Source organism: Streptococcus sp. V940 (assembly GCF_054353495.1).
The window spans coordinates 106,140-132,998 of sequence record NZ_JBTHHZ010000001.1; the positions used below are offsets into that span (position 1 = coordinate 106,140).

At 41.7% G+C, this 26,859-nt stretch carries 21 protein-coding genes; 16 read left to right on the top strand and 5 right to left on the bottom strand.

Annotated elements, in window-relative coordinates; genetic code table 11:
• The first annotated feature begins 2 nt into the window (after positions 1 to 2).
• The 5 genes from scpB to ACXYSM_RS00735 all read left to right on the top strand — a co-directional run bounded on the left by scpB (position 3) and on the right by ACXYSM_RS00735 (position 3,020).
• The gene (gene scpB, locus ACXYSM_RS00715; protein WP_458633986.1) at positions 3 to 572 is read left to right on the top strand and encodes an SMC-Scp complex subunit ScpB; all 570 of its coding nucleotides are present in this window, start codon (positions 3 to 5) and stop codon (positions 570 to 572) included.
• Positions 559 to 1,284, top strand: coding sequence for a pseudouridine synthase (locus tag ACXYSM_RS00720; protein ID WP_004251725.1), 726 nt, complete (start codon positions 559 to 561; stop codon positions 1,282 to 1,284). The genes scpB and ACXYSM_RS00720 overlap by 14 nt, the downstream gene beginning before the upstream one ends.
• Complete coding sequence (gene yidD / locus ACXYSM_RS00725) at positions 1,284 to 1,520, top strand: membrane protein insertion efficiency factor YidD (protein WP_025170542.1); 237 nt, start codon at positions 1,284 to 1,286, stop codon at positions 1,518 to 1,520. The genes ACXYSM_RS00720 and yidD overlap by 1 nt, the downstream gene beginning before the upstream one ends.
• Positions 1,521 to 1,634: 114 nt before the next feature.
• Positions 1,635 to 2,699, top strand: coding sequence for a glutamyl aminopeptidase (gene pepA, locus ACXYSM_RS00730; protein ID WP_458633987.1), 1,065 nt, complete (start codon positions 1,635 to 1,637; stop codon positions 2,697 to 2,699).
• Positions 2,700 to 2,723: 24 nt separating this feature from the next.
• Positions 2,724 to 3,020, top strand: coding sequence for a bacteriocin immunity protein (locus ACXYSM_RS00735; protein ID WP_414271830.1), 297 nt, complete (start codon positions 2,724 to 2,726; stop codon positions 3,018 to 3,020).
• A 29-nt stretch (positions 3,021 to 3,049) separates the two neighbouring features.
• Here the strand turns inward: ACXYSM_RS00735 and ACXYSM_RS00740 are convergent, their stop codons facing one another.
• The gene (locus ACXYSM_RS00740) at positions 3,050 to 4,681 is read right to left on the bottom strand and encodes a Na/Pi cotransporter family protein (RefSeq protein ID WP_458633988.1); all 1,632 of its coding nucleotides are present in this window, start codon (positions 4,679 to 4,681) and stop codon (positions 3,050 to 3,052) included.
• Positions 4,682 to 4,979: 298 nt separating this feature from the next.
• Here ACXYSM_RS00740 and ACXYSM_RS00745 point away from each other — a divergent pair, with 298 nt between their 5' ends.
• From ACXYSM_RS00745 to ACXYSM_RS00775, 7 genes are all read left to right on the top strand, one after another.
• A complete protein-coding gene (locus tag ACXYSM_RS00745; protein ID WP_458633989.1) occupies positions 4,980 to 9,983 on the top strand; it encodes an endo-beta-N-acetylglucosaminidase in 5,004 nt (1,667 codons plus the stop codon).
• A 234-nt stretch (positions 9,984 to 10,217) separates the two neighbouring features.
• On the top strand, positions 10,218 to 11,417 hold the full coding sequence (locus ACXYSM_RS00750; RefSeq protein WP_006147868.1) for a phosphoglycerate kinase: 1,200 nt from the start codon (positions 10,218 to 10,220) through the stop codon (positions 11,415 to 11,417).
• A gap of 400 nt (positions 11,418 to 11,817) precedes the next feature.
• Entirely contained in the window at positions 11,818 to 12,762 is a 945-nt protein-coding gene (gene folP / locus ACXYSM_RS00755) for a dihydropteroate synthase (protein ID WP_458633990.1), read from the top strand.
• 1 nt (position 12,763) lies between these two features.
• Entirely contained in the window at positions 12,764 to 14,062 is a 1,299-nt protein-coding gene (locus tag ACXYSM_RS00760) for a bifunctional folylpolyglutamate synthase/dihydrofolate synthase (protein WP_458633991.1), read from the top strand.
• A 3-nt stretch (positions 14,063 to 14,065) separates the two neighbouring features.
• Positions 14,066 to 14,620, top strand: a complete 555-nt coding sequence (folE, locus tag ACXYSM_RS00765; protein WP_458633992.1) for a GTP cyclohydrolase I FolE — start codon at positions 14,066 to 14,068, stop codon at positions 14,618 to 14,620.
• A 38-nt stretch (positions 14,621 to 14,658) separates the two neighbouring features.
• A complete protein-coding gene (gene folB, locus ACXYSM_RS00770; protein ID WP_458633993.1) occupies positions 14,659 to 15,480 on the top strand; it encodes a dihydroneopterin aldolase in 822 nt (273 codons plus the stop codon).
• Positions 15,473 to 16,756 carry a DUF308 domain-containing protein gene (locus ACXYSM_RS00775; protein WP_458633994.1) on the top strand — a complete coding sequence of 428 codons (1,284 nt, stop codon included), beginning with the start codon at positions 15,473 to 15,475 and terminating at the stop codon, positions 16,754 to 16,756. The genes folB and ACXYSM_RS00775 overlap by 8 nt, the downstream gene beginning before the upstream one ends.
• 33 nt (positions 16,757 to 16,789) lie before the next feature.
• Here ACXYSM_RS00775 and ACXYSM_RS00780 read toward each other — a convergent pair whose 3' ends face one another.
• Positions 16,790 to 17,107: a DUF960 domain-containing protein gene (locus ACXYSM_RS00780; RefSeq protein WP_004251754.1), complete on the bottom strand. Its 318-nt coding sequence runs from the start codon at positions 17,105 to 17,107 to the stop codon at positions 16,790 to 16,792.
• Between the two features lie 204 nt (positions 17,108 to 17,311).
• Here ACXYSM_RS00780 and ccpA point away from each other — a divergent pair, with 204 nt between their 5' ends.
• Positions 17,312 to 18,319: a catabolite control protein A gene (ccpA, locus tag ACXYSM_RS00785; protein WP_004251755.1), complete on the top strand. Its 1,008-nt coding sequence runs from the start codon at positions 17,312 to 17,314 to the stop codon at positions 18,317 to 18,319.
• A gap of 39 nt (positions 18,320 to 18,358) precedes the next feature.
• Here the strand turns inward: ccpA and ACXYSM_RS00790 are convergent, their stop codons facing one another.
• Positions 18,359 to 19,321 carry an asparaginase gene (locus ACXYSM_RS00790; RefSeq protein WP_458633995.1) on the bottom strand — a complete coding sequence of 321 codons (963 nt, stop codon included), beginning with the start codon at positions 19,319 to 19,321 and terminating at the stop codon, positions 18,359 to 18,361.
• A gap of 65 nt (positions 19,322 to 19,386) precedes the next feature.
• On the opposite strand from ACXYSM_RS00790, the gene ACXYSM_RS00795 reads away from it, so the two are divergent.
• Positions 19,387 to 20,778, top strand: coding sequence for a Cof-type HAD-IIB family hydrolase (locus ACXYSM_RS00795; RefSeq protein WP_458633996.1), 1,392 nt, complete (start codon positions 19,387 to 19,389; stop codon positions 20,776 to 20,778).
• 32 nt (positions 20,779 to 20,810) lie between these two features.
• On the opposite strand, the gene ACXYSM_RS00800 is transcribed toward ACXYSM_RS00795, so the two are convergent.
• Positions 20,811 to 21,263: a universal stress protein gene (locus ACXYSM_RS00800; RefSeq protein ID WP_458633997.1), complete on the bottom strand. Its 453-nt coding sequence runs from the start codon at positions 21,261 to 21,263 to the stop codon at positions 20,811 to 20,813.
• A gap of 144 nt (positions 21,264 to 21,407) precedes the next feature.
• On the opposite strand from ACXYSM_RS00800, the gene ACXYSM_RS00805 reads away from it, so the two are divergent.
• Positions 21,408 to 22,247, top strand: a complete 840-nt coding sequence (locus ACXYSM_RS00805) for a metallophosphoesterase family protein (RefSeq protein ID WP_458633998.1) — start codon at positions 21,408 to 21,410, stop codon at positions 22,245 to 22,247.
• Between the two features lie 70 nt (positions 22,248 to 22,317).
• On the top strand, positions 22,318 to 22,755 hold the full coding sequence (locus tag ACXYSM_RS00810; RefSeq protein WP_458633999.1) for an Rrf2 family transcriptional regulator: 438 nt from the start codon (positions 22,318 to 22,320) through the stop codon (positions 22,753 to 22,755).
• A 313-nt stretch (positions 22,756 to 23,068) separates the two neighbouring features.
• Here ACXYSM_RS00810 and ACXYSM_RS00815 read toward each other — a convergent pair whose 3' ends face one another.
• Positions 23,069 to 26,806 (bottom strand): pullulanase, encoded by a 3,738-nt coding sequence (locus ACXYSM_RS00815; RefSeq protein ID WP_458634000.1) that lies wholly within the window; start codon positions 26,804 to 26,806, stop codon positions 23,069 to 23,071.
• Positions 26,807 to 26,859: the final 53 nt, after the last annotated feature.

Below are 26,859 nucleotides of genomic sequence, written 5' to 3' on the forward strand. Positions count from 1 at the left end.
GTATGAGTACTTTAGCAAAAATAGAAGCGCTCCTGTTTGTAGCGGGGGAAGATGGGATTAGAGTCCGCCAGTTGGCTGAGCTTCTATCACTTCCGCCAACAGGAATTCAGCAAAGCTTAGAAAAATTAGCCAAAAAGTATGAAAAAGACCAGGATTCTAGTCTGGCACTAATTGAGACAGGAGGGGCCTACAGATTGGTGACCAAGCCTCAATTTGCTGATATTTTAAAAGAATATTCTAAGGCGCCCATTAACCAGAGTCTATCTCGGGCTGCGCTTGAAACCTTGTCCATTATTGCTTATAAGCAACCTATCACAAGAATTGAGATTGATGCTATTCGTGGGGTTAATTCGAGTGGAGCTTTGGCAAAGTTACAGGCCTTTGACTTGATACGAGAAGACGGGAAAAAAGAGGTACTTGGACGCCCTAATCTCTATGTAACGACGGATTATTTTCTAGATTACATGGGTATTAACCATTTGGAAGAATTGCCTGTGATTGATGAGCTTGAAATTCAAGCACAAGAAAGCCAATTATTTGGTGAAAGGATAGAAGAAGATGAGAATCAATAAATATATTGCCCACGCAGGTGTGGCCAGTAGGAGAAAAGCAGAAGAGTTGATCAAACAAGGCTTGGTGACTGTTAACGGTCAGGTAGTGCGTGAACTAGCGACAACCATTAAGTCTGGTGATAAGGTAGAAGTTGAGGGCCAACCCATCTATAACGAAGAAAAGGTTTACTATCTGCTCAATAAGCCACGTGGAGTGATTTCTAGTGTAACAGATGATAAGGGACGTAAGACGGTTGTCGATCTTTTGCCTAATGTGAAAGAGCGTATCTATCCTGTAGGACGTTTGGACTGGGATACATCAGGTGTCTTGATTTTGACAAATGATGGTGACTTTACAGACGAGATGATTCACCCACGTAATGAAATCGATAAGGTCTATGTTGCGCGTGTGAAAGGAATTGCTAACAAGGAAAACCTTCGCCCCTTGACCCGTGGACTTGAGATTGATGGCAAGAAGACTAAGCCGGCCGTCTACGAAATTCTCAAAGTAGATCCTGTTAAAAACCGTTCGGTTGTACAGTTGACCATCCATGAAGGACGTAACCACCAGGTTAAAAAGATGTTTGAAGCAGTTGGACTTCAAGTGGATAAGTTGTCTCGGACACGTTTTGGACACCTAGACTTGACAGGTCTCCGTCCAGGTGAATCCCGTCGTCTTAACAAAAAAGAAATCAGCCAACTACACACCATGGCTGTAACAACTAACAAATAATGAAACGAATTTTAATTGCGCCTGTGCGCTTTTACCAACGCTTTATATCCCCTGCATTCCCACCTTCTTGTAGATTTGAGCCTACTTGTTCAAACTACATGATCCAGGCTATTGAAAAACATGGATTTAAGGGGGTTCTGATGGGATTGGCACGGATTTTACGATGTCATCCTTGGTCTGAAATAGGTAAGGACCCCGTACCAGATCACTTTTCTTTAAAGAGAAATTCAAAATAAAAAGAATCACAGTCGTGATTCTTTTTTGGTGTAGATAGATCTATAGATTGATGATTTTCACTACCCTTCTCCTATAAAAAGTGGTAAAATGGTTGAAAGAAAGAAGGGATAGAAATGACAACATTATTTTCTAAAATCAAAGAAGTAACAGAACTTTCTGCTATCTCAGGTCATGAAGCACCTGTACGCGCTTATCTTCGTGAGAAGATAACTCCTCACGTGGATGAAGTAGTAACAGATGGCCTAGGTGGTATTTTTGGTATCAAACATTCAGAAGCAGTCGATGCACCTCGTGTTTTGGTAGCATCTCACATGGATGAAGTTGGTTTTATGGTAAGTGAAATCAAACCAGATGGAACCTTCCGAGTAGTTGAAATCGGTGGTTGGAACCCGATGGTTGTCAGCAGCCAACGATTTAAACTCTTTACGCGCCAAGGACGTGAAATTCCGGTCATCTCAGGTTCAGTACCTCCGCATTTGACTCGTGGGACAGGCGGGCCAACCATGCCAGCTATTTCAGATATCGTATTTGATGGTGGTTTTGCGGATAAGGCTGAGGCCGAAAGTTTTGGTATCCGCCCAGGAGATACCATCGTTCCAGATAGTAGCGCAATCCTAACAGCTAACGAAAAAAATATCATCTCAAAAGCATGGGACAACCGTTACGGAGTTCTCATGGTGAGTGAATTGGCAGAAAACTTATCAGGTCAAAAACTAGGAAATGAACTTTATCTTGGGGCTAACGTCCAAGAAGAAGTCGGACTCCGTGGTGCCCATACCTCAACAACCAAATTTGACCCAGAAGCATTCCTTGCTGTAGATTGCTCCCCAGCTGGTGATGTTTATGGTGGTCAAGGTAAGATTGGTGATGGAACCTTGATTCGTTTCTACGATCCAGGTCACTTGCTTCTCCCAGGTATGAAGGATTTCCTTTTGACAACTGCTGAAGAAGCTGGAATCAAGTATCAATACTACTGTGGAAAAGGTGGAACTGACGCAGGTGCAGCTCATCTGAAAAATGGTGGAGTACCATCAACAACAATCGGTGTTTGTGCCCGTTATATCCACTCTCACCAAACCCTTTATGCAATGGATGATTTCCTTGAAGCACAAGCTTTCTTACAAGCCTTGGTTAAAAAATTGGATCGTTCTACAGTAGATTTAATCAAAAATTATTAAACAGAAATGACGGAGGGAATAGGGATGGAAGAACCAAACCTAGAAACCTTGATACGGGATCTTTACAATAATGCCCGTCAAAACCTGAGTGAAGATCTAGTGGCTGCGCTCCTAGAAACTGCTAAGCAATTGCCCAGTACCAATGAGCGCTTGCTAGCAGTACGGCTATCGGGTCTGGTCACTATTGAACTTCTCAAGAATCCCAAGACCCCAGCGCCAGAGTTGGTCAATCTGGCCCGCTTTATCAAAAGAGAAGAAGCCAAGTACAGAGGTTCTGCTGCATCTGCCTTTATGATTGGAGAACTATTTAAAATGCTTTGATTCGAAAGAATCAAAGCATTTTTTTCGTTTTAAATTTGTTCTGCCAAAACCTTTTCAGCAAGGTTCATAGCGTGGTCTGATACACGAGTGTAGTGTGAAATAATATCGATAAAGTTGACACCTGCTTGGGTAGAACATTCTCCGTTATTTAGACGTTTGATGTGAGTCTTACGAAGGACACGTTCCATGTTATTGATGTCTTCGTGTCGCTCGATAAGAGCTTGAGCTTGTTCAAGATCATTATTTTCAACACTCTCAAGAGCATCTTTGACGAAATCACTAGTTTTAAGATAAATCTCTGCTAGTTCTTCTAAGGCAGCCTCAGAGAATTGAACATTCTTGCGTTGCAAGTAATCGTTAAGATTGAGCAGGGCTTCTGCGTGGTCTCCGATACGTTCCAAGTCTCGTGAAGAGTCAAGGATATTGGTTAAGACTTCACTTTCTTTTTGGCTCAAAGCTTCACCAGATAAACTAATGAGGTAACGAGTCAATTTTTCATCAATGGTATTGATAGCTTCTTCAGTCTTATGTCCCTTTTCTGCAACTTTTTCATTAGAGTTGATGATATAGTCGTAAGAGAGGTCAAAGGCTTTCGCAGCATAATTACCTAAGTGTAGAAGTTCTTTTTTAGCATTTCCAAGAGCGATAGATGGAGCTTGTTTGATCAGTTGCTCATCAAGGTAAAGTGGCTCGTATTTGACAACTTCGTCTTCTCCAGGGATAAGTTTGGTTACCATGAAGGCAAGAGCTCCGATGAATGGAAACTGAATGATTGTATTGGTAATGTTGAAGGTTCCGTGGGCGAAGGCAATGGTCATTTCTGGAGCTAGATTTAAGAAGCTCTCAAACCATTGGATTAAGCCTGTAAATGGAACGAGGAAGATAATACAGATAACAGTCCCGATAACGTTAAAGGCCACATGGGCTGCTGCCACACGTTTGGCTGCAATATTAGCACCCAAGGAAGCGATAATAGCAGTGATGGTTGTTCCAATGTTATCTCCAAAGAGCACTGGTAGAGCACCCTGAAGGTCAATCAGATGGCTAGCGTATAGATTCTGTAGAATCCCGATGGTCGCTGAGGAGGCTTGAATCAGAAGGGTTAAACCTGTTCCGACAAGAACACCCAAGATTGGATTTTTACTAAGTTCTACCATGTAGTCTTTAAAGACTTGTAAATCCTTAAGGGGTTCCATAGCGCCACTCATAAGATTGAGGGCAAAGAAGATACCACCGACACCAAAGACAATTCGTCCGATGTTATTGATGGTTCTATTTTTTGTGAAGAAGAGACAGACTGCTCCGAGAAAGAGCATAGGTAATGCGTAGTCTCCCAATTTAAAACCAATGATAAAGGATGTGACAGTTGTTCCAATATTGGCTCCCATAACAATCCCAATAGCTTGACGTAAAGTCAATAGTCCAGCACTAACCAGACCAACTGTAATAACCGTAACACCTGAACTCGATTGAATCAGGGCGGTCATCCCAATTCCAACTAAAATTCCAAAGAAAGGATTGCTAGTATATTTGTCAATGTAAAATCGAAGACGATCTCCAGCTGCTTGTTGCAAACCGTCCCCCATGGTTTTGATACTATATAAGAATAGTCCCAGGCCACCTAAAAAGTGAAATGCAATTTCCTGCCAATTAATGGACATTTTATTTTCCCTCCGAAAACTAATCGCGGAATTTCTCCCATTCTATTTTAAAGGATTCTAAGCAATCTAACAAGTAGTAAACGCATTTTTTTAGAAAAATATCATTAAAATGTAATAAAGAGAATTGATTGTCTAATTTATATCATTTATTCACCCCTTTATAGATATTTTAGGATGAGTGTTGACTCTACTTATAAATATCGTAAAATAAAAATGAACAGTTCTGCTATTTTAAGGGCAGTTACTTTTTTAAAATAAAAATAAAGCGCTTACTTTTTTGGAAGTGAAAGGAGAAAAAATGAAGAATCCATTTTTTGAGAAACGTTGTCGCTATAGTATTCGAAAATTATCAGTGGGTGCCTGCTCTTTGATGATTGGTTCGGTTTTATTTGCCAACCAAGCTCTAGCAGAAGAAGTTGCAATCCCAGCGAATGAAACAAGGACTACTGCTGTGGCTACAGAGCAAGCATCGCCTGCCACATCAGAGCAACCAACTACAGCTTCACCTGAGGTGTTAAAGCAGTTGGAAGAGACAGAAAACAAGGTTAGTAAACAACCTATTTCAGAAGAAAAACCAACCTTGGACCAATTGACTGCAGCTGATAAGGAAGTAGCTAGTCCGGTTGCTGAAGCGCCTAAGGCTGAAGAAGCACCTGTAGCTGCAGAAAATAAGGCTGAAGAGAAAGTAACTGTCTCAGATGTTCCTAAGAAAGAAGAAAAAAGTCTTCGACCAAAAGAGATTAAATTTGACACTTGGGAAGATTTGTTGAAATGGGAACCGGGTGCCCGTGAAGACGACGCTATTAATCGTTCTTCAGTTGAATTGGCTAAACGTTACCGTGGGCATGTAGTCAACGAAAAAGCCAATAAGGATGCCAAGGTTGAAGCTCTTGCCAATACCAACTCTAAGGCTAAAGACCACGCTTCTGTAGGTGGTGGAGAGTTTAAAGCCTATGCTTTTGACTACTGGCAATACTTGAATTCAATGGTCTTCTGGGAAGGGCTCGTTCCAACTCCGGACGTGATTGATGCTGGTCACCGTAATGGTGTCCCTGTATTGGGTACACTCTTCTTTAACTGGTCTAATAGTATTGCAGACCAAGAAAAATTTGCCGAAGCCCTTAAACAAGACGAAGACGGAACTTTCCCTATCGCTCGTAAGTTGGTTGATTTGGCTAAATACTATGGATTTGATGGATATTTTATCAACCAAGAAACAACAGGAGATATCGTAACGCCTCTTGGTAAGAAAATGCGTGACTTCATGCTCTATACCAAGGAATATTCGGCTCAAGTCAATCATCCAGTCAAATATTCTTGGTATGATGCCATGACCTATGAATATGGTCGTTATCATGAAGATGGTTTGGGTGAATACAATTACCAATTCATGGAAAAAGAGGGAGACAAGGTTCCTGCGGATCACTTCTTTGCCAACTTTAACTGGACCAAAGAGAAAAATGATTACTCTGTAACTATGGCCAAATGGCTTGGACGTAGTCAGTATGATGTTTTTGCAGGTTTGGAATTGCAACAAGGTGGTTCCTACAAGACAAAAGTGAAATGGGATGCCCTTTTTGATGAAAATGGCAAACTTCGCTTGTCGCTTGGACTCTTTGCACCTGATACTATCACTAGTCTTGGTAAGACAGGAGAAGACTATCACAAGAATGAAAATATCTTCTTTACAGGTTATCAAGGAGATCCAACTGGTCAAAAACCAGAGGACAAGGACTGGTACGGGATTGCCAACCTCGTAGCTGACCGTACACCAGCAGTAGGCCGTACCTTTACAACATCCTTTAACACAGGACATGGTAAAAAATGGTTTGTAGACGGTAAAGTTTCCAAGGACTCAGAATGGAACTATCGTTCTGTATCAGGTATCTTGCCTACATGGCGCTGGTGGCAAACTTCATCAGGTGCTAAACTTCAAGCTGACTATGACTTTGAAGATGCCTACAATGGTGGTAACTCACTTAAGTTTGCGGGTGATTTAGCTGAAAATACCAACCAAGATGTTCGTCTCTACTCTACAAAACTCGAAGTAACAGATAAAACAAAACTCCGTGTTGCTCATAAAGGTGGTAAGGGAAGCAAGGTCTATGTAGAGTTTGCGACCCAGAAAAACTACACCTATGGTGGCGAGAATACTCGTAAAGAGCTGACTCTATCTGACGATTGGACAAAAGATGAATTTGATTTGAGTGCCTTGGCAGGTCAGACTATTTACGGTATCAAGCTCACTTTTGAAAATACTGCTGCCCTTAAGGGCTATCAATTTAACTTGGGTGAGTTGACTGTAACAGATAATCAAGAGGCTCCTCAAGCACCAACAGCTCTCAAAGTAGCTAAACAATCCCTTAAAAATGCCCAAGAAGCAGAAGCCATTGTCCAATTTACTGGAAATAAAGATGCTGATTTCTATGAAGTTTATGAGAAGGATGGCGATGCTTGGCGCCTATTGACAGGTTCATCTGCAACTACGATCTACCTACCAAAAGTTAGCCGTTCAGCTAGTGCAACTGGTACTAGTCAAGAGTTGAAGGTTGTTGCAGTTGGTAAGAATGGCCTTCGTTCTGAAGCAGCAACTACAAACTTTGAGTGGGGAATGACTGTTCAAGACACAAGTCTTCCAAGACCATTAGCAGAAAACATCGTTCCAGGAGCGACTGTTATCGGAAGTACCTTCCCAGACATAGAAGGTGGCGAAGGTATCGAAGGAATGTTGAATGGAACTATCACTAGCTTATCTGATAAATGGTCTTCTGCTCAGTTGAGTGGTAGCGTTGATATTCGTTTGACCCAACCACGCCGTGTTGTTAGATGGATCATGGACCACGCAGGAGCTGGTGGAGAGTCTGTCAACGATGGTTTGATGAATACTAAGGATTTTGACCTCTACTATAAGGATGAAGCTGGAGAATGGAAACTAGCCAAGGCTGTTCGTGGCAATAAAGCCCATGTTTCAGATATTACCTTGGATAGCCCAATCACTGCGCAAGAATGGCGCTTGCATGTCATCACGTCTGACAATGGAACGCCATGGAAAGCCATCCGCATCTACAACTGGAAGATGTATGAAACTCTAGATACGGAGAGCCAGAACATTCCAATGGCTAAAGTTGCAGCGCGTGTTCTGACAGACAATAAGATTCAACTTGGATTCTCAGAAGTTCCTGCTGGAGCAACCATTACAGTCTATGACAAGGCAGATTCACAAACTCCAATCGCTACCTTAAATACGGTAGTTGGAGGGGATGTAGCAACAGAACCATTGAGCTTTGAAAAACGTCCAAGCCTTCTTTACTACCGCACACAATTGCCAGGGAAAGAAATCAGTAATACTCTTGCTGTGACGATTCCTCAGGATGAGAGAAAGATTAAGTCTGTCAGTCTAGAAGCAGCACCTAAAAAGACAACTTACCAAGGTGGCGAGGAATTGAATCTCAAAGGTGGTCTTCTCCGTGTCAAATATGAGGGAGAAGAAGCAGACGAAATCATCAACCTCAGTCATGCAGGTGTAGTTGTTAACGGCTATGATGCTCACCATCATGGTGAACAAGAGTTAACAGTAACCTATCTTGGTCTTCCAGTTGCAGGAAGCTTCAAGGTTCAAGTGACTGGTGAAGAAGCTGGTCCAAAAGAAGTCGCAGCTCTGTATATTAGTAAACAACCGAAGATTGATTACTTTGTAGGCGATGCTCTTGACTTATCAGAAGGACGCTTCAAGGTCTTGTATGATGATGAAACTGAGACAGAACATAGCTTTACAGACGAGGGTGTCGAAATTACAGGTTATGATGCTCAAAAGACAGGCCGTCAAAAACTTGAGTTGCACTATCAAGGACAAACTGTCGAATTTGATGTTCTAGTATCACCTAAGGCAGCCATTAACGACGAATATCTGAAACAAGAAATCACATCTGCTCAAGGACGCAAAGAAACATTAGCTTATACATTTGCGGATGCAGCAAAACAAGCAGCTCTAGTTGAGAAGCTTGCTGCAGCAAAAGCCATCTTAGAAAACCATGATGCTAGTCAAGAAGCAGTCAACCAAGCCTTGAATGACTTGAAACAAGCTGGTGCAGACTTGGATGGTGTACAGCTTTATCAAACAACTAAGGAAGAGCTTGAAACTCTTCTAGGAAAAGTTCGTGAGAAAAATGCAGACGATCCAATCATCGCTCAAGCAGAAACTATTATTGGCTCAACAAATCCAACTCCAGCAGCCTTTGCGGACATGAAAGAAAAGCTGAATAAGAAACTAGCTCCTGCAGAAGAAAGCCACCATGTGGGTAGCTTAGAAGAAGGTGAAACTGCTCCAACAGTTGAAGCTCTACCTGAGCTAGTGGTTGAAACAGAAACTCAAGCCTTCGAACGTCAAGACCGTCCGTCAGGAGACCTCTTGTTGGGTGAACGTAGAATCGTTCAGGAAGGTGTAGAAGGTCAGACTCGTCGTCTGATTAAAGTTGATGCCAAAGGCAACCGCACTCTTCTTGAGACAGAAGTAGTCAAGGAAGCAGTGGCAGAAATCATTGAAGTTGGTACCAAGGTAGAAAGCCGTGTTCAACCGCTAGACGGAGTCAAAGATTTGACTATCAGCAATCCAGCATTGGTGATTGAAGAAGAAAAAGTTGCATACGGCCACGAAGAACGAGTAAATCCTAGCCTTCAAGCAGGAGAACGTCGTATCGTTCAGGCGGGTGTAGAAGGCCAAACTCGTCGTCTGATTGAAGTAGATACAGAAGGCAACCGCACTCTTCTTGAGACAGAAGTAGTCAAGGAAGCAGTGGCTGAGATTACTGAAGTTGGTACCAAGGTAGAAAGCCGTGTTCAACCACTAGACGGAGTCAAAGATTTGACCATTAACAATCCAGCATTAGTGGTTGAGGAAGAAAAGGTTGCATACGGCCATGAAGAACGAGTAAATTCTAGTCTTCAGACAGGAGAACGTCGCTTGGTTCAAGCAGGAGTTGAAGGACTTCGTAGAAATCTGGTAGAGGTTGACACTGAAGGCAACCGCAGTCTTAAGGGAACAGAGCTTATCAAAGAAACCGTTACTGAGATTGTTGAGATTGGGCCAAAAGTGGATGTCCAAGCTGACAAACCTCTTGCACCTGCTCCAGTAACACAAGCAGCTAAGCAGGAACCAGCAAAAGCAGAAGCACAAGCTGAAAAACCTGAAGGAAAACAACTCCCAAGTACAGGTGAAGGAGCAGATGCAAATCTTCTGGCCCTTGGATTGGTCGGAGTCCTAGGTGGCTTTGGACTTCTCGCTCAAAAGAAAAAAGAAGATTAAGCTAGAATTTTAATCTAAAATTGACTTCATACAATAAAAAGATTTGACATTTAATGGTCAAATCTTTTTTGCATAGTAGTTGAGGAAAAAATTGTGGTGTATACTGTCATAGCTTCAAAGGTTATCCTTATTTAATCTTGTGAAATGGTTGGGGAAAAGTTTAAGGTTTTGCTATCTCTTTTATTGATTTTGTGATATAATTAACACGTAAAAAAAAAGAAGGAGTCATATCTAATGGCAAAATTGACTGTTAAAGACGTTGACTTGAAAGGGAAAAAAGTTCTCGTTCGTGTTGACTTCAACGTACCTGTAAAAGATGGCGTGATCACTAACGATAACCGTATCACTGCAGCTCTTCCAACTATCAAGTACATCCTTGAACAAGGTGGACGTGCAATCCTCTTCTCTCACCTTGGACGTGTTAAAGAAGAAGCAGACAAAGAAGGTAAATCACTTGCTCCTGTAGCTGCTGACTTGGCTGCTAAATTGGGTCAAGAAGTTACATTCCTTCCAGGTGTTACTCGTGGTGCTGAATTGGAAGCAGCGATTAACGCTCTTGAAGATGGACAAGTTCTCTTGGTTGAAAACACTCGTTTTGAAGATGTTGACGGCAAGAAAGAATCTAAAAACGATCCTGAACTTGGTAAATACTGGGCATCACTTGGAGATGGTATCTTCGTAAACGATGCATTCGGTACAGCTCACCGTGCACACGCATCTAACGTTGGTATCTCAGCAAACGTTGAAAAAGCAGTTGCTGGATTCCTTCTTGAAAACGAAATTGCCTACATCCAAGAAGCAGTTGAAGCTCCAGAACGTCCATTCGTGGCGATCCTTGGTGGTTCAAAAGTTTCAGACAAGATCGGTGTTATCGAAAACTTGCTTGAAAAAGCTGATAAAGTTCTTATCGGTGGTGGGATGACTTACACATTCTACAAAGCACAAGGTATCGAAATCGGTAACTCACTTGTAGAAGAAGACAAATTGGATGTCGCTAAAGCTCTTCTTGAAAAAGCAAACGGCAAATTGATCTTGCCAGTTGACTCAAAAGAAGCAAACGCATTTGCTGACTACACTGAAGTGAAAGACACTGAAGGTGAAGCAGTAGACCCAGGATTCCTTGGTTTGGATATCGGTCCTAAATCTATCGCTAAATTTGATGAAGCATTGACTGGTGCGAAAACAGTTGTATGGAACGGGCCTATGGGCGTATTTGAAAACCCTGACTTCCAAGCTGGTACAATCGGTGTAATGGACGCTATCGTGAAACAACCAGGCGTTAAATCAATCATCGGTGGTGGTGACTCAGCTGCCGCAGCTATCAACCTTGGTCGTGCAGACAAGTTCTCATGGATCTCTACTGGTGGTGGAGCTTCAATGGAACTTCTTGAAGGTAAAGTTCTTCCAGGACTTGCAGCTTTGACTGAAAAATAAGAATATAAAAAAGGAGGCTAGGACAAAAGTCCTAGCCTCTCAATTGTCTTTGGATTTTCGAGCAGGATGCAATGGTTGAGTGCTCAAAGCACTGCTTTGAGGTGGCGGATAGAACTTGCGAAGCAAGTATCCTAAGTCTTTGTTCGCTTTTTAAGCTTCAAAGATGCCCTATGTTGACGGAAACTATGTTTCCTTTATCTGCAACCTTCAACAGTCTCCCAGACTGTTGAAGCTGTGCGGAGGTGGGACGACGAAATCGAATTCTAACGAATTACCGATTTCTGTCCCACTTTTTTTTCGCTCTTTTAAAGTTTGAGAGTAGCGAGGGATAATTGGACAGAATCCAAAAAAAACAGTAAAATAGAGGAATACCAATCTAAATGAAATTTGAGTGATAATCGTGGAAAAAAGAGACAATCATACAAAAACAGCTATTTGCGGTATTATCAATGTCACCCCAGATTCTTTTTCTGATGGGGGCCAGTTTTTTGCTGTTGAGGAAGCTTTGAAGCAGGCTCGAAAATTGATTGCTGAAGGTGCCACTATTTTAGATATCGGTGGAGAGTCTACTCGACCTGGAAGTAGCTATGTTGAGATAGAAGAGGAAATCCAACGTGTGGTTCCAGTCATTAAGGCTATCCGTCAAGAAAGTGATGTTCTGATTTCGGTAGACACTTGGAAAAGTCAAGTTGCTGAAGCAGCTCTAAAGGCTGGGGCCCACATAGTCAATGACATTACAGGTTTTATGGGGGATGAGAAGATGGCAGAAGTGGTTGCCAAAGCTGGAGCTCAGGTAGTCATCATGTTTAATCCAGTCATGGCACGCCCTCAGCACCCTAGTTCACTTATCTTCCCTCATTTTGGCTTTGGAGAGCCTTTTACAAAGGAAGACTTAGATGAGTTTGAAAAACTACCAGTAGAAGAATTGATGACAGCTTTCTTTGACCGTGCTCTAGCAAGAGCGGAAAAAGCAGGAATTTCGAAAGAAAAGATCATGCTGGATCCTGGGATTGGCTTTGGCTTGACCAAAAAGGAAAATCTACTACTTCTACGTGACCTTGATAAATTACACGAGATGGGCTATCCTATCTTTTTAGGAGTCTCTCGCAAGCGCTTTGTCATCAATATTCTGGAAGAAAATGGTTTTGAAGTAAACCCAGAAACTGAAGCTGGTTTCCGCAATCGTGATACGGCTTCAGCTCATGTGACTAGTATCGCTGCTAGAAAGGGTGTAGAAGTTGTGCGTGTACACGATGTAGCCAGCCACAAGATGGCAGTTGAAATCGCATCAGCCATTCGTCTGGCAGATGATGCGGAAAATTTAAACTTGAAACAGTATAAATAAGATGAATAAAAACGAAACGAATCAGTGGATAGCTAACTATCGGACAGATCAACCGCATTTTGGTTTGGAGAGGATGGTGAAGCTATTAGCCCTACGTGGCAATCCCCATCTGAAACTCAAGATTATCCATATCGGAGGAACCAATGGTAAGGGGTCTACTATAGCCTTTTTGAAGAATATGTTGGTAAAGATGGGGCTAAGAGTTGGAGTCTTTAGCTCACCCTATCTGATTCATTATACCGATCAGATTGTCATTAATGAGGAATCTATCCCAGAAGCAAGATTAGAGACCTTGATGGTAGACTATCGCTCACTACTTGAGGGGGAGCATGTTCATGATTTGCAGGGGACAACAGAGTTTGAGATTATCACTGCTATAGCCTATGACTATTTTGCTTCTGAGCAAGTCGATGTGGCGATTATGGAAGTAGGTATGGGTGGACTTTTGGATAGTACCAATGTTTGTCAGCCTATCTTAACAGGTATTACGACCATTGGCCTGGATCACGTAGCTTTACTAGGGGCTAGCTTGGAAGCTATCGCGGAGCAGAAAGCTGGAATTATCAAACAAGGAGTTCCCCTGGCAACAGGAAATATTGTCCCAGAAGCCTTAGCAGTTATCAACCAAATCGCGAAAGTGAAAGAGGCTCCTAGGCTTGTTTATGGGGAAGATTATCAAGTCAGTCATCAAGGGAGTGTGGGGACGGGAGAAGTCTTTGACTATACAAGCCCGCTTAGACAAGGTCGTTTTCAAACAGGATTGCTGGGTTTGCACCAGGTAGAGAATGCTGGGATGGCACTAGCTTTACTTGATACTTTTTGTAAAGAAGATGGTCGAGAACTAGCAAGCAATGACTTGCTTGCTCAAGCTTTGGAAGAAACAAGTTGGCCAGGACGCTTTGAAGTTGTTTCTAGAAGCCCTTTGATGATTTTAGATGGGGCCCATAATCCCCATGCTGTCAAGGCTTTATTAGCTACCTTGGAAGAACGATTTGCTGATTATCACAAGGAAATACTTTTTACATGTATCAAAACCAAGGCCTTGGAGGATATGTTAGACTTGTTAGGAACTTTGCCAGATACTGAGCTGACATTGACTCACTTTGATGACGGTCGAGCGACAGACGAAAAAGTACTAAAAAAAGTAGCTTATTCTAGAAATCTCAACTATCAAAGTTGGAAGGAATTTCTAGATCAAAGTATAATAGATATTGAAGAGAAAAAAATAGTTAGGATAGTAACGGGCTCCTTGTATTTCTTGAGCCAGGTGAGAGCCTATCTAATGGAGAGGAAAAACTAGAGAATGGATACACAAAAAATTGAGACGGCTGTAAAAATGATTATCGAAGCGGTCGGTGAAGATGTTAACCGCGAGGGATTGCAGGAGACACCTGCTCGTGTAGCTCGCATGTATCAAGAGATTTTTTCGGGACTTGGTCAAACTGCGGAGGAGCATTTGTCAAAATCCTTTGAAATTATTGATGACAATATGGTAGTAGAAAAGGATATCTTTTTCCATACCATGTGTGAACATCACTTCTTGCCATTTTATGGGAAAGCTCATATCGCCTACATTCCAGACGGACGTGTGGCAGGTTTGTCAAAGCTGGCACGTACTGTGGAAGTTTATGCTAAAAAGCCACAGATTCAAGAGCGCTTGAATATCGAAGTAGCAGATGCTTTGATGGAATATCTAGGTGCCAAAGGTGCTTTCGTTGTTATTGAAGCAGAGCATATGTGTATGAGCATGCGTGGTGTTCGAAAACCAGGAACTGCAACCTTGACAACAGTAGCTCGTGGAGTGTTTGAAACGGATAAAGATCTTCGAAATCAAGCCTACCGTCTCATGGGGTTATAAAAATCGATTCAAACGATTTTTTCTAGAAAGGACTAGTTATGGATCAATTGCGCATTAAGGATTTGGAAATTTTTGCCTATCATGGTCTTTTCCCGAGTGAGAAGGAACTGGGTCAAAAATTTATCATTGATGCTAGCTTATCCTATGATATGACCAAGGCTGCTACGGACCTAGATTTAGAAGCTTCTGTCCATTATGGCGAGCTCTGTCAGCAATGGACGACTTGGTTTCAGGAAACCACGGAAGACTTGATTGAAACAGTTGCCTACAAACTAGTAGAGCGCACTTTTGAAACCTATCCAATAGTTCAAGAAATTAAACTGGAACTCAAAAAACCATGGGCGCCTATTCATCTACCACTAGACACCTGTTCAGTAACCATCCATCGCCGCAAACAAAGAGCCTTTATTGCTCTAGGTAGCAATATGGGGGATAAGACGGCTAATCTCGAACTAGCTCTTGGCAAGATGCGTACTCGAGGGATTCGTATTCTCAAAGAATCTAGTGTGATTACAACTGAGCCTTGGGGTGGTGTAGAACAAGATAGTTTTGCCAATCAGGTGGTTGAAGTCGAAACTTGGCTGCCGGCTCCAATCTTGTTAGAAACCTTGTTGGACATTGAGGCAGAAATGGGTCGGGTTAGAGAAGTGCATTGGGGACCTCGTTTGATTGACTTGGACTTGCTTTTTATGGAGGATCAGGTCATTTATAACGATAATCTCATCTTGCCGCATCCTTATCTTGCTGAGCGACTCTTTGTCTTAGAGTCTCTGCAGGAAATTGCGCCTCATTTCATCCATCCAGTCCTAGGACAACCGATTCGTCACTTATATCGTCAATTGGAGAAAGAAAATGTTTAAGTTTTTCGAAATTTATAGTAAATGGAGAAGTCTAGGGGAAGGTGCAGTAGCCATAACCCTAGGCCTTCTCTTGATTTGTTTTGGGCAGCTGGTACCGATGTTAGGTTACCAGCTATTAATGGGTTATTTTTCTTTGTCTGCCGTTTGGCAACTATTGACGCGATGGTTTCAGGAAAAGTCTCGCAGAGAAAATATTTTTGTAACTCTAGCCAAACTCTTTCTTGCAGTCATTCTATTTGACTCTGTCATCTTGCAGGGGATTGCCCTCTATGTCTTGGTTATTTCTATTGGTAGTTATCAATTGTTTACAGGTCTGATTAGCCTGATTACCTGGTTGATTTATCGGAAGAATCATATTCGCTCAAGGGTCAATTACTTATTCGATGCTTTGTGGATGATGGGATTTGGTCTCTATAGTATCTCCCCTTTTCATGATGCAACAAATTTTGAGTTGCTCCTGCTTGGTTTTTACTTAATCATGTTGGGAGCGAGTAGTGTCAGGGATGGATTCTTTTTTGAAAAAGGGAGAAGTAATCCAAAGCTCAAGCGCAGAATGAGAATGACACTGCCTATATTTGTGACGGCTTTAATTCCTATTAGTACCTTACGAAGATGGAATGAAACCTTAGCTACCCATCAGACGGAAGAAAACGAAGTGCATTTGGAGAGAAAAAATGAAAAATCTGTTGACTTAGAAATTTTCATCCATACTTCAGAATCATCCTTCTTCTTGGCAATGGGCCATGTAGATATTTGCTACCAAGGTCAGGTTATTTCCTACGGTTCTTATGACCCTCACTCAGAGCGCTTGTTTGGGGCAATCGGTGACGGAGTATTATTTAAGGCTAATCGTGAAAAATATATTGAACTTTGTAAGAGAGAAAGCCAGAAAACCCTATTCGCCTATGGTTTAAGCCTGTCTGAACAACAGAAAAAAGCCATCGAAGAACGATTGAGAGAGATAGAAAGCCTCTTGATACCTTGGGAGCCAAGTTCACAACTGCTGAAAAGAAGGGAAGGAGAGGTCAAACATACCTACTCTTATCAACTGAAACACGAGGCTGATGCGACACTCTATAAGTTCACATCATCTAAATTTAAAACCTACTTTGTCCTCAGTACCAACTGTGTTCTGTTAGCAGATTCTATCGTTGGAGAAGCTGGGACAGATATCCTGAGCCCGCAAGGGTTTATCGTTCCTGGAACCTATCAGGATTATCTGGATTTAGAATTTAAAAAACCAGGTGGTATCGTGGTTAGTCGTTCTATTTATTAAAAAAAGAAAACTCTAGTCAGAAGGCTAGAGTTTTTAAAATAGGTCATTTTCTTCAGGTAGGAGGATGGTTTCCTTACCGTCCATATCCATAACAAGTACTTTCGGTGGGTACAATGGGTCAAAGGGATGATTAAAATCGAAGTCAATCGTTGTAGGTAGATGCTCACTTGAAAAACGGAAGGTGATGGAACCGTTACTGTTTAAGAGCTGAAATTCCAACTCATCTTCTAATTCAAAAACATGCTTTAAAAAATGATCGATAATGTACCAGATTGAGTCAATCACATCGTCTGGGAGATTGGTTACCACACCAAAGCTAGCACAACGTCTATGAGAATCCGTAAAAGCCATCCATGCCTCCTACTTAATTTTTTATTATCATACTGCAAACTGGCCTAAAAATCAAGAAAAGTAAACTGATTTACAAAAATATGATTATCGGTGAAATTTTTTCAAAGAAAGTTCAATTAATCCTTGAAAATGCTTACAATTAGTGGTAAACTAGTAGTGGTGTAAACATGAAAACAAAATTTTCAACATTAGAAAGGAAACGGTATGAACACAGATGATACAGTAACAATTTATGACGTTGCCCGAGAAGCAGGAGTTTCAATGGCAACTGTCAGTCGTGTAGTCAATGGCAACAAGAATGTCAAAGAAAACACTCGTAAGAAAGTTCTAGAGGTGATTGATCGCCTAGACTATCGTCCAAATGCAGTAGCTCGTGGCTTGGCAAGCAAACGAACAACAACTGTTGGGGTTGTCATCCCAGATATCACTAACACGTATTTTGCTGCGCTAGCAAAAGGGATTGATGATATTGCAGAGATGTACAAATATAACATCGTCCTTGCGAATAGTGATGAGGATGATGAAAAAGAAGTGGCAGTAGTGAATACACTCTTTTCAAAACAAGTTGATGGTATTATCTTTATGGGCTATCACTTAACAGAGAAAATTCGCTCAGAGTTTTCACGTTCACGTACCCCTGTAGTTCTTGCGGGAACAGTGGATGTAGAACACCAGCTTCCAAGTGTTAATATTGACTATAAGAATGCTACTGCGGATGCTGTTCGCCATTTGTTGAAGCGTAACAAAAAAATTGCCTTTGTGAGTGGTCCATTGGTAGATGATATTAACGGTAAAATTCGCTTGGTTGGCTACAAAGAAGCTTTGAAAGCAGCAGGAGTCAACTATAGTGAAGGACTTGTATTTGAATCTAAATATCGCTATGATGATGGTTATGCTTTGGCAGAGCGCTTAGTTTCTTCAAAAGCAACTGCAGCGATTGTGACTGGTGATGAATTGGCAGCTGGTCTCTTGAACGGCTTAGCTGACCATGGAGTTTCAGTGCCAGAAGACTTTGAAATCATTACGAGTGATGATTCTCAAATCGCACGCTTTACTCGACCAAGCCTTACAACTATCGCACAACCCTTGTATGATTTAGGTGCGATTAGTATGCGTATGTTGACTAAAATTATGCATAAAGAGGAATTAGAAGAACGTGAAGTCCTCCTACCTCACGGTTTGACAGAACGCAAATCAACTCGCAAAAAGTAATAAAAAAACCAGGAATCTAGCTGATTTCCTGGTTTTTTATTATCCTTCCATATAAGCTTGGAGCTCATCGCCCTTAAGTCCAGCATTGATTGCGATAAGAAGCTTCAGTCGTGCTTTTTGAGCGTTTAGTTCTTTTACAAAATATACACCATCATTCTTAAGACAAACACCACCACCTTCGTAGGCGTAAACGGGTTCTGCAATCCCATTGAAACAACGTGAGACTAGTGCAATAGGAAGTCCTGCTTGACTGAGAGATTTTAATTTTTCAGCTGTTTCCTTGGGGACATTTCCAGCACCAAAAGCCTGAATAATCAATCCATCTAGTTGGTCAACAGGAAGTAAATCGAGAAGTTCATCGGTCATGCCCGCATAAACAGGAACGATAGGGACCAATCCCTGAATGTGGTCCAAGTCAAAACGAACACGAGGTTCTGCCGTTTTGAAGTAGAGAATTTCCTGCTTCATAATGAGCCCGAGTGGTCCATGAGTTGGTGTTTGAAAGGTACTAACGTTAGTAGTATGCGTTTTTGTGACATATTTGGCGGCGTGAATTTCATCGTTCATAACGACCAACACACCCTTATCTGCAGCCTTATCATCACTGGCCACTCGTAAGGCGCTAAGATAGTTGTAGACACCATCACTTCCCAGTTCATTGGAACTTCTCATAGCACCTGTCAGGACGATAGGCATATGAGGTACCTCCATGGTATCGAGGAAATAAGCTGTTTCTTCTAGTGTATCTGTCCCATGTGTAATGACAACACCATCATAGGACGATGCCTCTTGTTTAATTTTATGGTAGAGGGCTAACATATGCTTAGGCTTGATGTGTGGGCTGGGCAAATTTAAAAAATCCAAGGAATGGACTTCGATACCTTCGAGAGGATTAGAGATATGATTCATAGGGTTATCAGCACTAGTCCTTACAGCTCCAGATTCATCTGCCTGCATGGAAATAGTGCCACCGGTATGTAAAACAAGGATTTTCTTAGTCATGATTCACTCACTTTTTCTGAAATGTGGTATAATCATTGTATCATAAAAGAAAGGAATGAGATAGAATGGAAGTCAAAGCTGTATTTTTTGATATTGATGGAACGCTTGTAAATGACAGTAAGAGTGTTTTGAAGTCCACTAAGGAAGCTATCAAGATTGTGAAAGAACAAGGGGTGCTTGTTGGGGTAGCAACAGGGCGAGGACCTTTTTTTGTTAAGGATTTGATGGATGATTTGGATCTGGATTTTGCAGTGACCTACAATGGCCAATATATCTTTAACAAAGATCGCGTTCTTTTTGCTAGCCCTATTGATAAGAGAAGTCTCAGACAAATCATCTCTTATGCCAAGAAAAATCGAAAAGAGATTGCCATGGGAACGCGACAAGACGTTGTCGGTTCTCGGATTATGTCCTTTGGACTCAGCCCTCTTTCACAGCTAGTTAGTCGATTTGTACCTAAATTTTTGACTCGTACTGTTAGTCATTCCTTTAATCGTATGGTCAGTAAGGCCCTTCCTCAGAAGGAAGATGATTTGTTGGACTTAATCAACCAACCAATCTATCAGGTGCTTATGTTGATGACGCCTGAGGAGACAAACCATGCTGCTGAAGTATTAAATCATTTGAAATTTACCAGAAGTAATCCATTCGCGGCCGATATTATCAATCAAGGAAATTCTAAGTTAGAGGGTATCCGTCGTGTAGGGAAAGAGTATGGTTTTGATCTCAACCAAGTCATGGCTTTTGGAGACTCGGATAATGATTTGGAAATGTTGGCTGGTGTTGGGATGTCTGTTGCCATGGGGAATGGTAGTAGCAGCGTAAAAGAAGTTGCCAAGCATATTACTGCCAGCAACCAAAACGATGGGATTCACAAGGCTTTGGAATATTTTGGAGTTTTATCTTCTGAAAAAGTCTTTGTCAGTCGTGACTATCATTTTAACAAGGTTAAAACCTTCCATCATATGATGGACGAGCGAACTCAAGAAGAACCAATAGCTTGGGATTTGCAAGGGGCAACTTATCGTGCCGGCTTTAAGATTGAAGAGTTAGTTGAATTTGTCCGTGCTGCCAGCAATTCTGAAGAGGAATTTCAACAAGCTGTACAAGATTTGCACCAGGCACTTGATGTATCAGCAGATAAAGTTTCTCAAAAAATACCGGCTAAAAGTACTTTGGTTGGACAAGTCGATGCCTTGATTGATACTCTCTATTTTACGTATGGTAGTTTTGTACTGATGGGAGTAGATCCAGAGCGGATATTCGAGATTGTCCATCAAGCAAACATGGGTAAAATATTCCCAGATGGCAAGGCACAGTTTGATCCTGTGACTCACAAGATACTTAAGCCGGAAGGCTGGGAGGAGAAGTATGCTCCAGAACCAGCTATCAAGAAGGAACTTGAGCGTCAGATTAGAGCTTATGAACGTCATAAAGAAAGAAAAAATAAACAATAAAAAGGAGCGCATTGGCTCCTTTTTTAGTCTAATTATAAAGTTTTATCCTTGTCTCGGACGACGAGAAGGTCAACGCTTGTGTGGCGAAGGATATATTCAGATGAAGAGCCGACAAGTAAACGTTCGAAGGCGTTAAGCCCTGTTGCTCCAACCAAAATCAAATCAACGTGTTCTTGATCAGGGATTGTTTTAGCCAAAAGAGTTTTAGGATTTCCCATTTCGATGACAACTTGAATATCTGTAAGACCAGTATCTTTTGCACGCTTTTCATATTCTGCCATCAAATCTTGGGCCTCAACTTGTAACTCTTCGTAAACTTCTGCATCGAATGTTGAAATGCTTTGAAGAGCACGAGTATCGATTACATGCGCAATGGTTAATTTAGCCTGGTTACGTAATGCTGACTGAACTCCTTTGATAAAAGCCAAATCAGCTTCTTTAGAACCGTCGACTGCTACCATGATGTTTTCGTAACGTTGTGTCATAGCAAAAACCTCCTCATTTCTTATCACCTTCATTGTAATCCTTTTCACTAAAAAAGTAAAGTAAAAAATGATAGCAAACAAAATGCTTTTGACTTTGGTTTTGAGAGTGTTATAATTAAAGGAGAGAAGGCAAGAGGGGATCATATGACAAAAATTGCGGTACTTTCAGATATCCATGGAAATACAAGAGCACTAGAAGCTGTTTTAGCAGATGCAGAGAAGGCAGGCGCTGAGGAATATTGGCTTTTGGGAGATATTCTCATGCCTGGGACAGGACGAAAAAATATTCTCAGACGATTAGAGGACTTGCCGATTACGATTCGAGTTCTGGGAAATTGGGAAGAGAGTTTATGGCGAGCAGCTCATCGAAAATTAGATACAAGTAGACCTAGCCATCGCTACCTCTTGCGCCAATGCCAGTATATTATGGAAGAAATTAGTCTAGATGATATTGAAGCTCTACAGGCATTTCCCATGCACACACACCGCCAGTTTGGAAATCTGAAGGTAGGGATAAGCCATCATTTGCCGGATAAAAATTGGGGGCGAGAGTTGATTCATCTGGGAAAACAAGAGGACTTTGATCGTCTTGTCACCAATCCGGACTGTGATATTGCCATTTATGGTCATATCCATCAGCAGTTTCTTCGCTATGGTAGTGGTGGTCAGCTTATCCTGAATCCAGGTTCGATTGGGCAACCCTTCTTTTTATCAGCAAGTCTACGTGAGGATTTGCGGGCGCAATATATGATTTTGGATTTTGATGACAAAGGCTTGAAGGATATAGATTTTCGTCGTGTTGATTACGATGTTGAGTCAGAATTACAGTTGGCTAGAGAGTTACAATTGCCCTACTATCAGGTATACTATGAAAGCTTAGTCAATGGAATTCACCATACCCATAATCAGGACTTGTTGCACGAAATCGCTCAGAGTCAAGGACATGATGTTGAATTGGACGACTGGCTTAGTCGTAACTCTTGACATTACAACTCTAGGAGATATAATAAATATAAGAGAAGAATGAGCTTGGTTGATAATAAAGGAGGACTGCATGCAAATTTCAAGCCGATTTACCATTGCGACACATATGTTGGTAATCATTGCCCTAAAAGGGAAGGAAAGCAAGGTGACTAGTGATTTTCTAGCTAGTAGTGTTGGAGTCAATCCTGTTATTATCCGAAAAACTTTGTCCCAACTGAAAAAAGCAGACTTGATTTCCGTCGCGCGTGGAACCGGAGGGGCAGAGATTATCAAAAATCTTGAGGATATTAGTCTTTTGGATATTTATCAAGCGGTGGAATGCCTTGGAAAGACTGGACAACTCTTTAGTTTCCATGATAATCCTAATCCTGACTGTCCAGTAGGAGCTAATATCCATGGGGTTTTAGATGAAAAGTTAGATAAAATTCAAGAAGCCATGGAAGAAGAATTAAGCCAAACTAGTTTGGCCCGAGTAGTGGCGGATGCAGAGAGTAGGATAGAAGGATAAGAGGACCGGAGTTCCTCTTTTTCTATGTGGATAATGATAATAAAATAGAATCATTAAAGGAGGAAGAAATGTATCTCGTTGTAGGAATTGTATTAACATTTATCCGTGATTTGTAGCTCTATGTGTGACATTAAAGTGGCTCTTTATGTTTTTCTACGGATTATGATTCCTAGCTCTTCTTTTATCCTATAAGGGAATTCTTTGGTCATAAAAGTCTCTATTTTAACTCGCTCATGTAAAAAAGCAAGAATTTTTTAGTTCTTGCTTTTTTATTGATTATTTATGACGTGCTGTCTTATTGAAGTCTATAGCCCTATTTTTCCTCTTTTTTCTTTAGGAAACTTCCAAGTCCAAGAAGGGACAGAATGCTGAATCCAGCAAGAGCAAGAGGTGATTTGTTTTCAGTTCCTGTGTTTGGAAGGACTTTTTGAGAAAGACCCTCTACAACAGTTTCTTGAGTTTCAGGCTGGACAGCTAGGTTTTGGGCCTGATTTTGTTCTACTTTCAAGCTAGAAAGATCAAATTCTGGCTTTTCTTCCACAGCTGGAGCGACAATGGCACCACCTTGAGACAAGCGGAGAACGATAGCAGTGAGAGCGTTCAATTTCAAGCCTTTTTCAGTCCATTCGAGACCTTGAGGGTTTGCAATCCCTACAGGTCCTGCTTGGTTTTCATCAGCCAGGACTTCAGCATTTCTCAAATGAGCAAAGTCTGTTCCTAGAGTGAATTCACGAGCCTTTTCATCTGCATTTACAAAGACAGCGTAGATATCTCCATTTGGAGCAGTAATTTGGTAGCCGATGACCACATCTTCATTTTTAACTCCATTTTGTCCTGGGACAGTAATGAGGCGGACACGCTCCTTGATATCTTGCAGACTCTTGAGTCGGAAGGCATCTGTAGATTGACGAAGAGCAATCAAACCTTTCATATATTCACGGCTCTTGACATTTTCAGGATATGCTGTTCCATCTGTTGCCTTGGTCCAGTCAAACTTGTTGACAGCATCACTAGAGTCGTAAGAGTCATGGATGAAGTATGGATAGACAAATGGATTGCCGTCTTTATCACGCAACAAGTGAGATTTGTTTGGAACCTTATCCTCTGAAACTGGTGTCTTGTAAGCAGGGTCACGGAATTGCTTGGTACGTCCATACTCTTGACCAGAGTGGATAAATGGTGTTCCTTGAGCTGTCAAGACCATGAGGTTACCAAGTCTTAAGCGACGATGGATTTCAGCATAGTTTTCAGCCTTGCTAGGGTCTTTTTTGATAGATTGAGCAATGATGTCAAAGAGAGTCAAGTTATCGTGGGCTGCAATATACTGAATCACATCTCCAGGGTTGTCTGCTTCAAAGTTGGTTGGTTGAGCAATGAGATTTTTAAAGATGGTATTGATGTCGCGTTTTCCACCTGTGATAAAGGCAGGTTGGCCTTCATTTGGATAACCTGACTTGAGGTTGTTACGGATATCATCTGAAAAGACAGCGACAGTATCGGTATGTTTCATCCAATCTTGGTCAGCAGGCTTAGTAGGCATATTTTCATCACCAGCATAGGTTCTCCAACCTTCACCTAGCATGATCAGATTTGGATTGAGGGCGCGTGCAGCCTTGTATGCTTCTTCGATTGAAGCCGCATCGTGGTCTCCCATCATATCGAAACGGAAGCCATCCACTTTGTAAGTTTCAACCAGATACTTGATAGAGTCAACTAGGACTCGTTTAGACATGTAGTGGGTTGTTCCTAAACGACCGCCTCCAAAGCTAGTACGTGGAGTTCCGTCTGCGTCCATAAAGTGGTAGTAGTTTGGCTCAAGGTCTTCAAAGATATCGACGTTGGCAGTATGGTTGTAGACCACGTCCAAGATAGCTCCCATGCCACGTTTATGGATTTCGTTGATGAGATTTTTGAATTCCGCGATACGTTTTTCTGGATCCTTGGGATTGCTAGAGTACATACCAGTCAAGGAGAAATAGTTTTGAGGGTCATATCCCCAGTTGTAGTTACTGTTGCTTGAAGCATAGGCAGACAAGCGTTCTTGGTTCTTCAATTCATTGACATAGTAGTAAGACAATACTGGTAGAAGTTGGATGTGGGTCACGCCCAAATCTTTGAGATAATCGAGCTTCTCGATAAAGGCTTCAAAGGTACCAAATGGTTTGGTTAAATCTTTTGCGATGGCAGGATCTGAAGTAAAGTCGCGGACATGTGCCTCGTAGATGACAGCATCTTCACGTGATTTGAAGTTGCGAATCTTACCATAGGTCAAGTCTTGTGGACCTAGTTTTGCTGGGTCCACAAAGGCAGCTTTAGCAACTTTATGAGCAGGGTCTGTTTTTGCTAGATCACTGTTCCAAGCCGCTAATGATTTGGCATAAGGGTCAAGAACGAGAACGGTTTTACCTTGGCGCTCGATCTGGTAGTGGTAGTAATAGCCAGTGTAGTTGCTGATACCTAGACCAGAGTTTGCGTCCAAAGTTTGTTTCCAGGTTCCTTTTTCTCCCTTTTCAAGAGCGACTGTTCCGACAACTTTTTCAGGATCTTTCTTGTCGTAGACGACAACTGAAACCTTATCAGCACTTGGAGACCAGAGGGTAAGGTCGACACGCTTGCCATCTTCTTTTAGGGTTGCGCCGAGTGGACCGTCATAACTGTAGGTCTCATCCTTGAGGCGCCAGCTTGAACGTGTGGTAAAACGGTCTGAATCGTAGGCAACTGTGTAAGGGTTTTGAGTATCAGAGAAATCACCAATGTAGGTTACTTTTTTACCAGCTTCATCGAGTTCAACATCAGTGATGGTCACCTTGTTTCCTTGATGGTCTGTAATGTTTGAACGTTTGAGGATATCTTCTTTCTTAGCACCGACAAGTGTAGAGAAGCTACTTTCGATTCGAGATGTGGCCACATGTTGGGCACCTGTCATACGGATGTCATGTACATAGTAAGGGTTAGTGTAGATTGTTTCGTCATCATCCTTAAGGAAAACTTGACTATGGTTTTTCAGATCAGTGAATTTATAGTCTTCTTTTCTGATTTTCACGTCATCGCCTTTCTTGCTTTCATCTAATAGTAAAAATCCAAATTCTCTTGCAGCTTCATTGAGAGGAATATCAATGTAACGACCGTGTTTTCCAGTTGCTGTAAAGTCTGTTCCATCAGGCCATTCACCATTACTTGGGTTCTTGACATCTCCCCAGTACCAGAGAGATTTCTTATCATAGTTACCATCAGTACGGTAGTAGTTGACGCGGACAGTTCCCGCAGGCTGAGGTTGGTAGTTGTAAACTTTGTAGTTTTCATCTAGCCAAGCTTCATTCATTTTTGGAGATAGACGCTCTACAGAACGGTCTCCAGTAAGATTATCCCCTTTTGTATTGTTAATGAGGAAGCTGACTTTCTTGGCTTGTTCATTTTTGAGTTTGACATCTAGGTAATAGCCATAGTCATCTTGCTTGGCATCCTTGAAGGACTTGGCTCCATTTGGCCAATTTTCAGAAGGTTTTTCTACATCGTCCCAAGTCCAGAGACCTTGAGAATCCTTGTTTTCTTCAGGAAGTTTTTTGACATGGATGCGGAAGTAGTTGTCTGCGATTGGTGTTTCAGAACTAGCTTCTTCTTTTGTTTTTTCATCTGAAGCTGGACTTGCAGCTACTTCAGTTTTTTTATCCTCTGAAGTTGTAGCTGGCTCGTCTCTCTTTTCTACTTGATCGCTAGAAGGATTGGTTGTAGTACCCTCTGCTTTAGCACTTTCAGTAGTTAAAGCTACTTCAGAATCTTTAGCTTTTTCTTCAGTTTTGAGGGAATCGTTTGCATTATTCTGCCCAGAAACTGTAGTTGTAGCTGGCTTAGAATCTGTATCTGTAGGACCAATAGTAACAGCGCTTACATTTTCTCTGGTGCTCGAGAGATTTTCATCTGCAGCAACATGAGGTGCTGCAAGGGCCAGTAGGATAAAACTCGCTCCGATAAGTACTGAACCGGTCCCATTTTTCAAGGAACGGATACTATAAACCATTTTTTTCTCGCATTGAGGGAATGTGTTCTTCATCAATAGTCTCCTATAAATTTATTTTAAAATTAGTATAACACGAGGTAAAAAAT

Coding starts and splice junctions, on each gene's coding strand:
- ACXYSM_RS00745 (WP_458633989.1), top strand. CDS start 4,980: ATGAAGAATCCATTTTTTGAGAAACGTTGTCGCTATAGTATTCGAAAA.
- ACXYSM_RS00760 (WP_458633991.1), top strand. CDS start 12,764: ATGAATAAAAACGAAACGAATCAGTGGATAGCTAACTATCGGACAGAT.
- ACXYSM_RS00780 (WP_004251754.1), bottom strand. CDS start 17,107: ATGGCTTTTACGGATTCTCATAGACGTTGTGCTAGCTTTGGTGTGGTA.
- ACXYSM_RS00790 (WP_458633995.1), bottom strand. CDS start 19,321: ATGACTAAGAAAATCCTTGTTTTACATACCGGTGGCACTATTTCCATG.
- pepA (WP_458633987.1), top strand. CDS start 1,635: ATGACAACATTATTTTCTAAAATCAAAGAAGTAACAGAACTTTCTGCT.
- ACXYSM_RS00740 (WP_458633988.1), bottom strand. CDS start 4,681: ATGTCCATTAATTGGCAGGAAATTGCATTTCACTTTTTAGGTGGCCTG.
- scpB (WP_458633986.1), top strand. CDS start 3: ATGAGTACTTTAGCAAAAATAGAAGCGCTCCTGTTTGTAGCGGGGGAA.
- folB (WP_458633993.1), top strand. CDS start 14,659: ATGGATCAATTGCGCATTAAGGATTTGGAAATTTTTGCCTATCATGGT.
- ACXYSM_RS00720 (WP_004251725.1), top strand. CDS start 559: ATGAGAATCAATAAATATATTGCCCACGCAGGTGTGGCCAGTAGGAGA.
- ACXYSM_RS00800 (WP_458633997.1), bottom strand. CDS start 21,263: ATGACACAACGTTACGAAAACATCATGGTAGCAGTCGACGGTTCTAAA.
- ccpA (WP_004251755.1), top strand. CDS start 17,312: ATGAACACAGATGATACAGTAACAATTTATGACGTTGCCCGAGAAGCA.
- ACXYSM_RS00795 (WP_458633996.1), top strand. CDS start 19,387: ATGGAAGTCAAAGCTGTATTTTTTGATATTGATGGAACGCTTGTAAAT.
- folE (WP_458633992.1), top strand. CDS start 14,066: ATGGATACACAAAAAATTGAGACGGCTGTAAAAATGATTATCGAAGCG.
- ACXYSM_RS00805 (WP_458633998.1), top strand. CDS start 21,408: ATGACAAAAATTGCGGTACTTTCAGATATCCATGGAAATACAAGAGCA.
- ACXYSM_RS00750 (WP_006147868.1), top strand. CDS start 10,218: ATGGCAAAATTGACTGTTAAAGACGTTGACTTGAAAGGGAAAAAAGTT.
- yidD (WP_025170542.1), top strand. CDS start 1,284: ATGAAACGAATTTTAATTGCGCCTGTGCGCTTTTACCAACGCTTTATA.
- ACXYSM_RS00775 (WP_458633994.1), top strand. CDS start 15,473: ATGTTTAAGTTTTTCGAAATTTATAGTAAATGGAGAAGTCTAGGGGAA.
- ACXYSM_RS00815 (WP_458634000.1), bottom strand. CDS start 26,806: ATGAAGAACACATTCCCTCAATGCGAGAAAAAAATGGTTTATAGTATC.
- ACXYSM_RS00810 (WP_458633999.1), top strand. CDS start 22,318: ATGCAAATTTCAAGCCGATTTACCATTGCGACACATATGTTGGTAATC.
- ACXYSM_RS00735 (WP_414271830.1), top strand. CDS start 2,724: ATGGAAGAACCAAACCTAGAAACCTTGATACGGGATCTTTACAATAAT.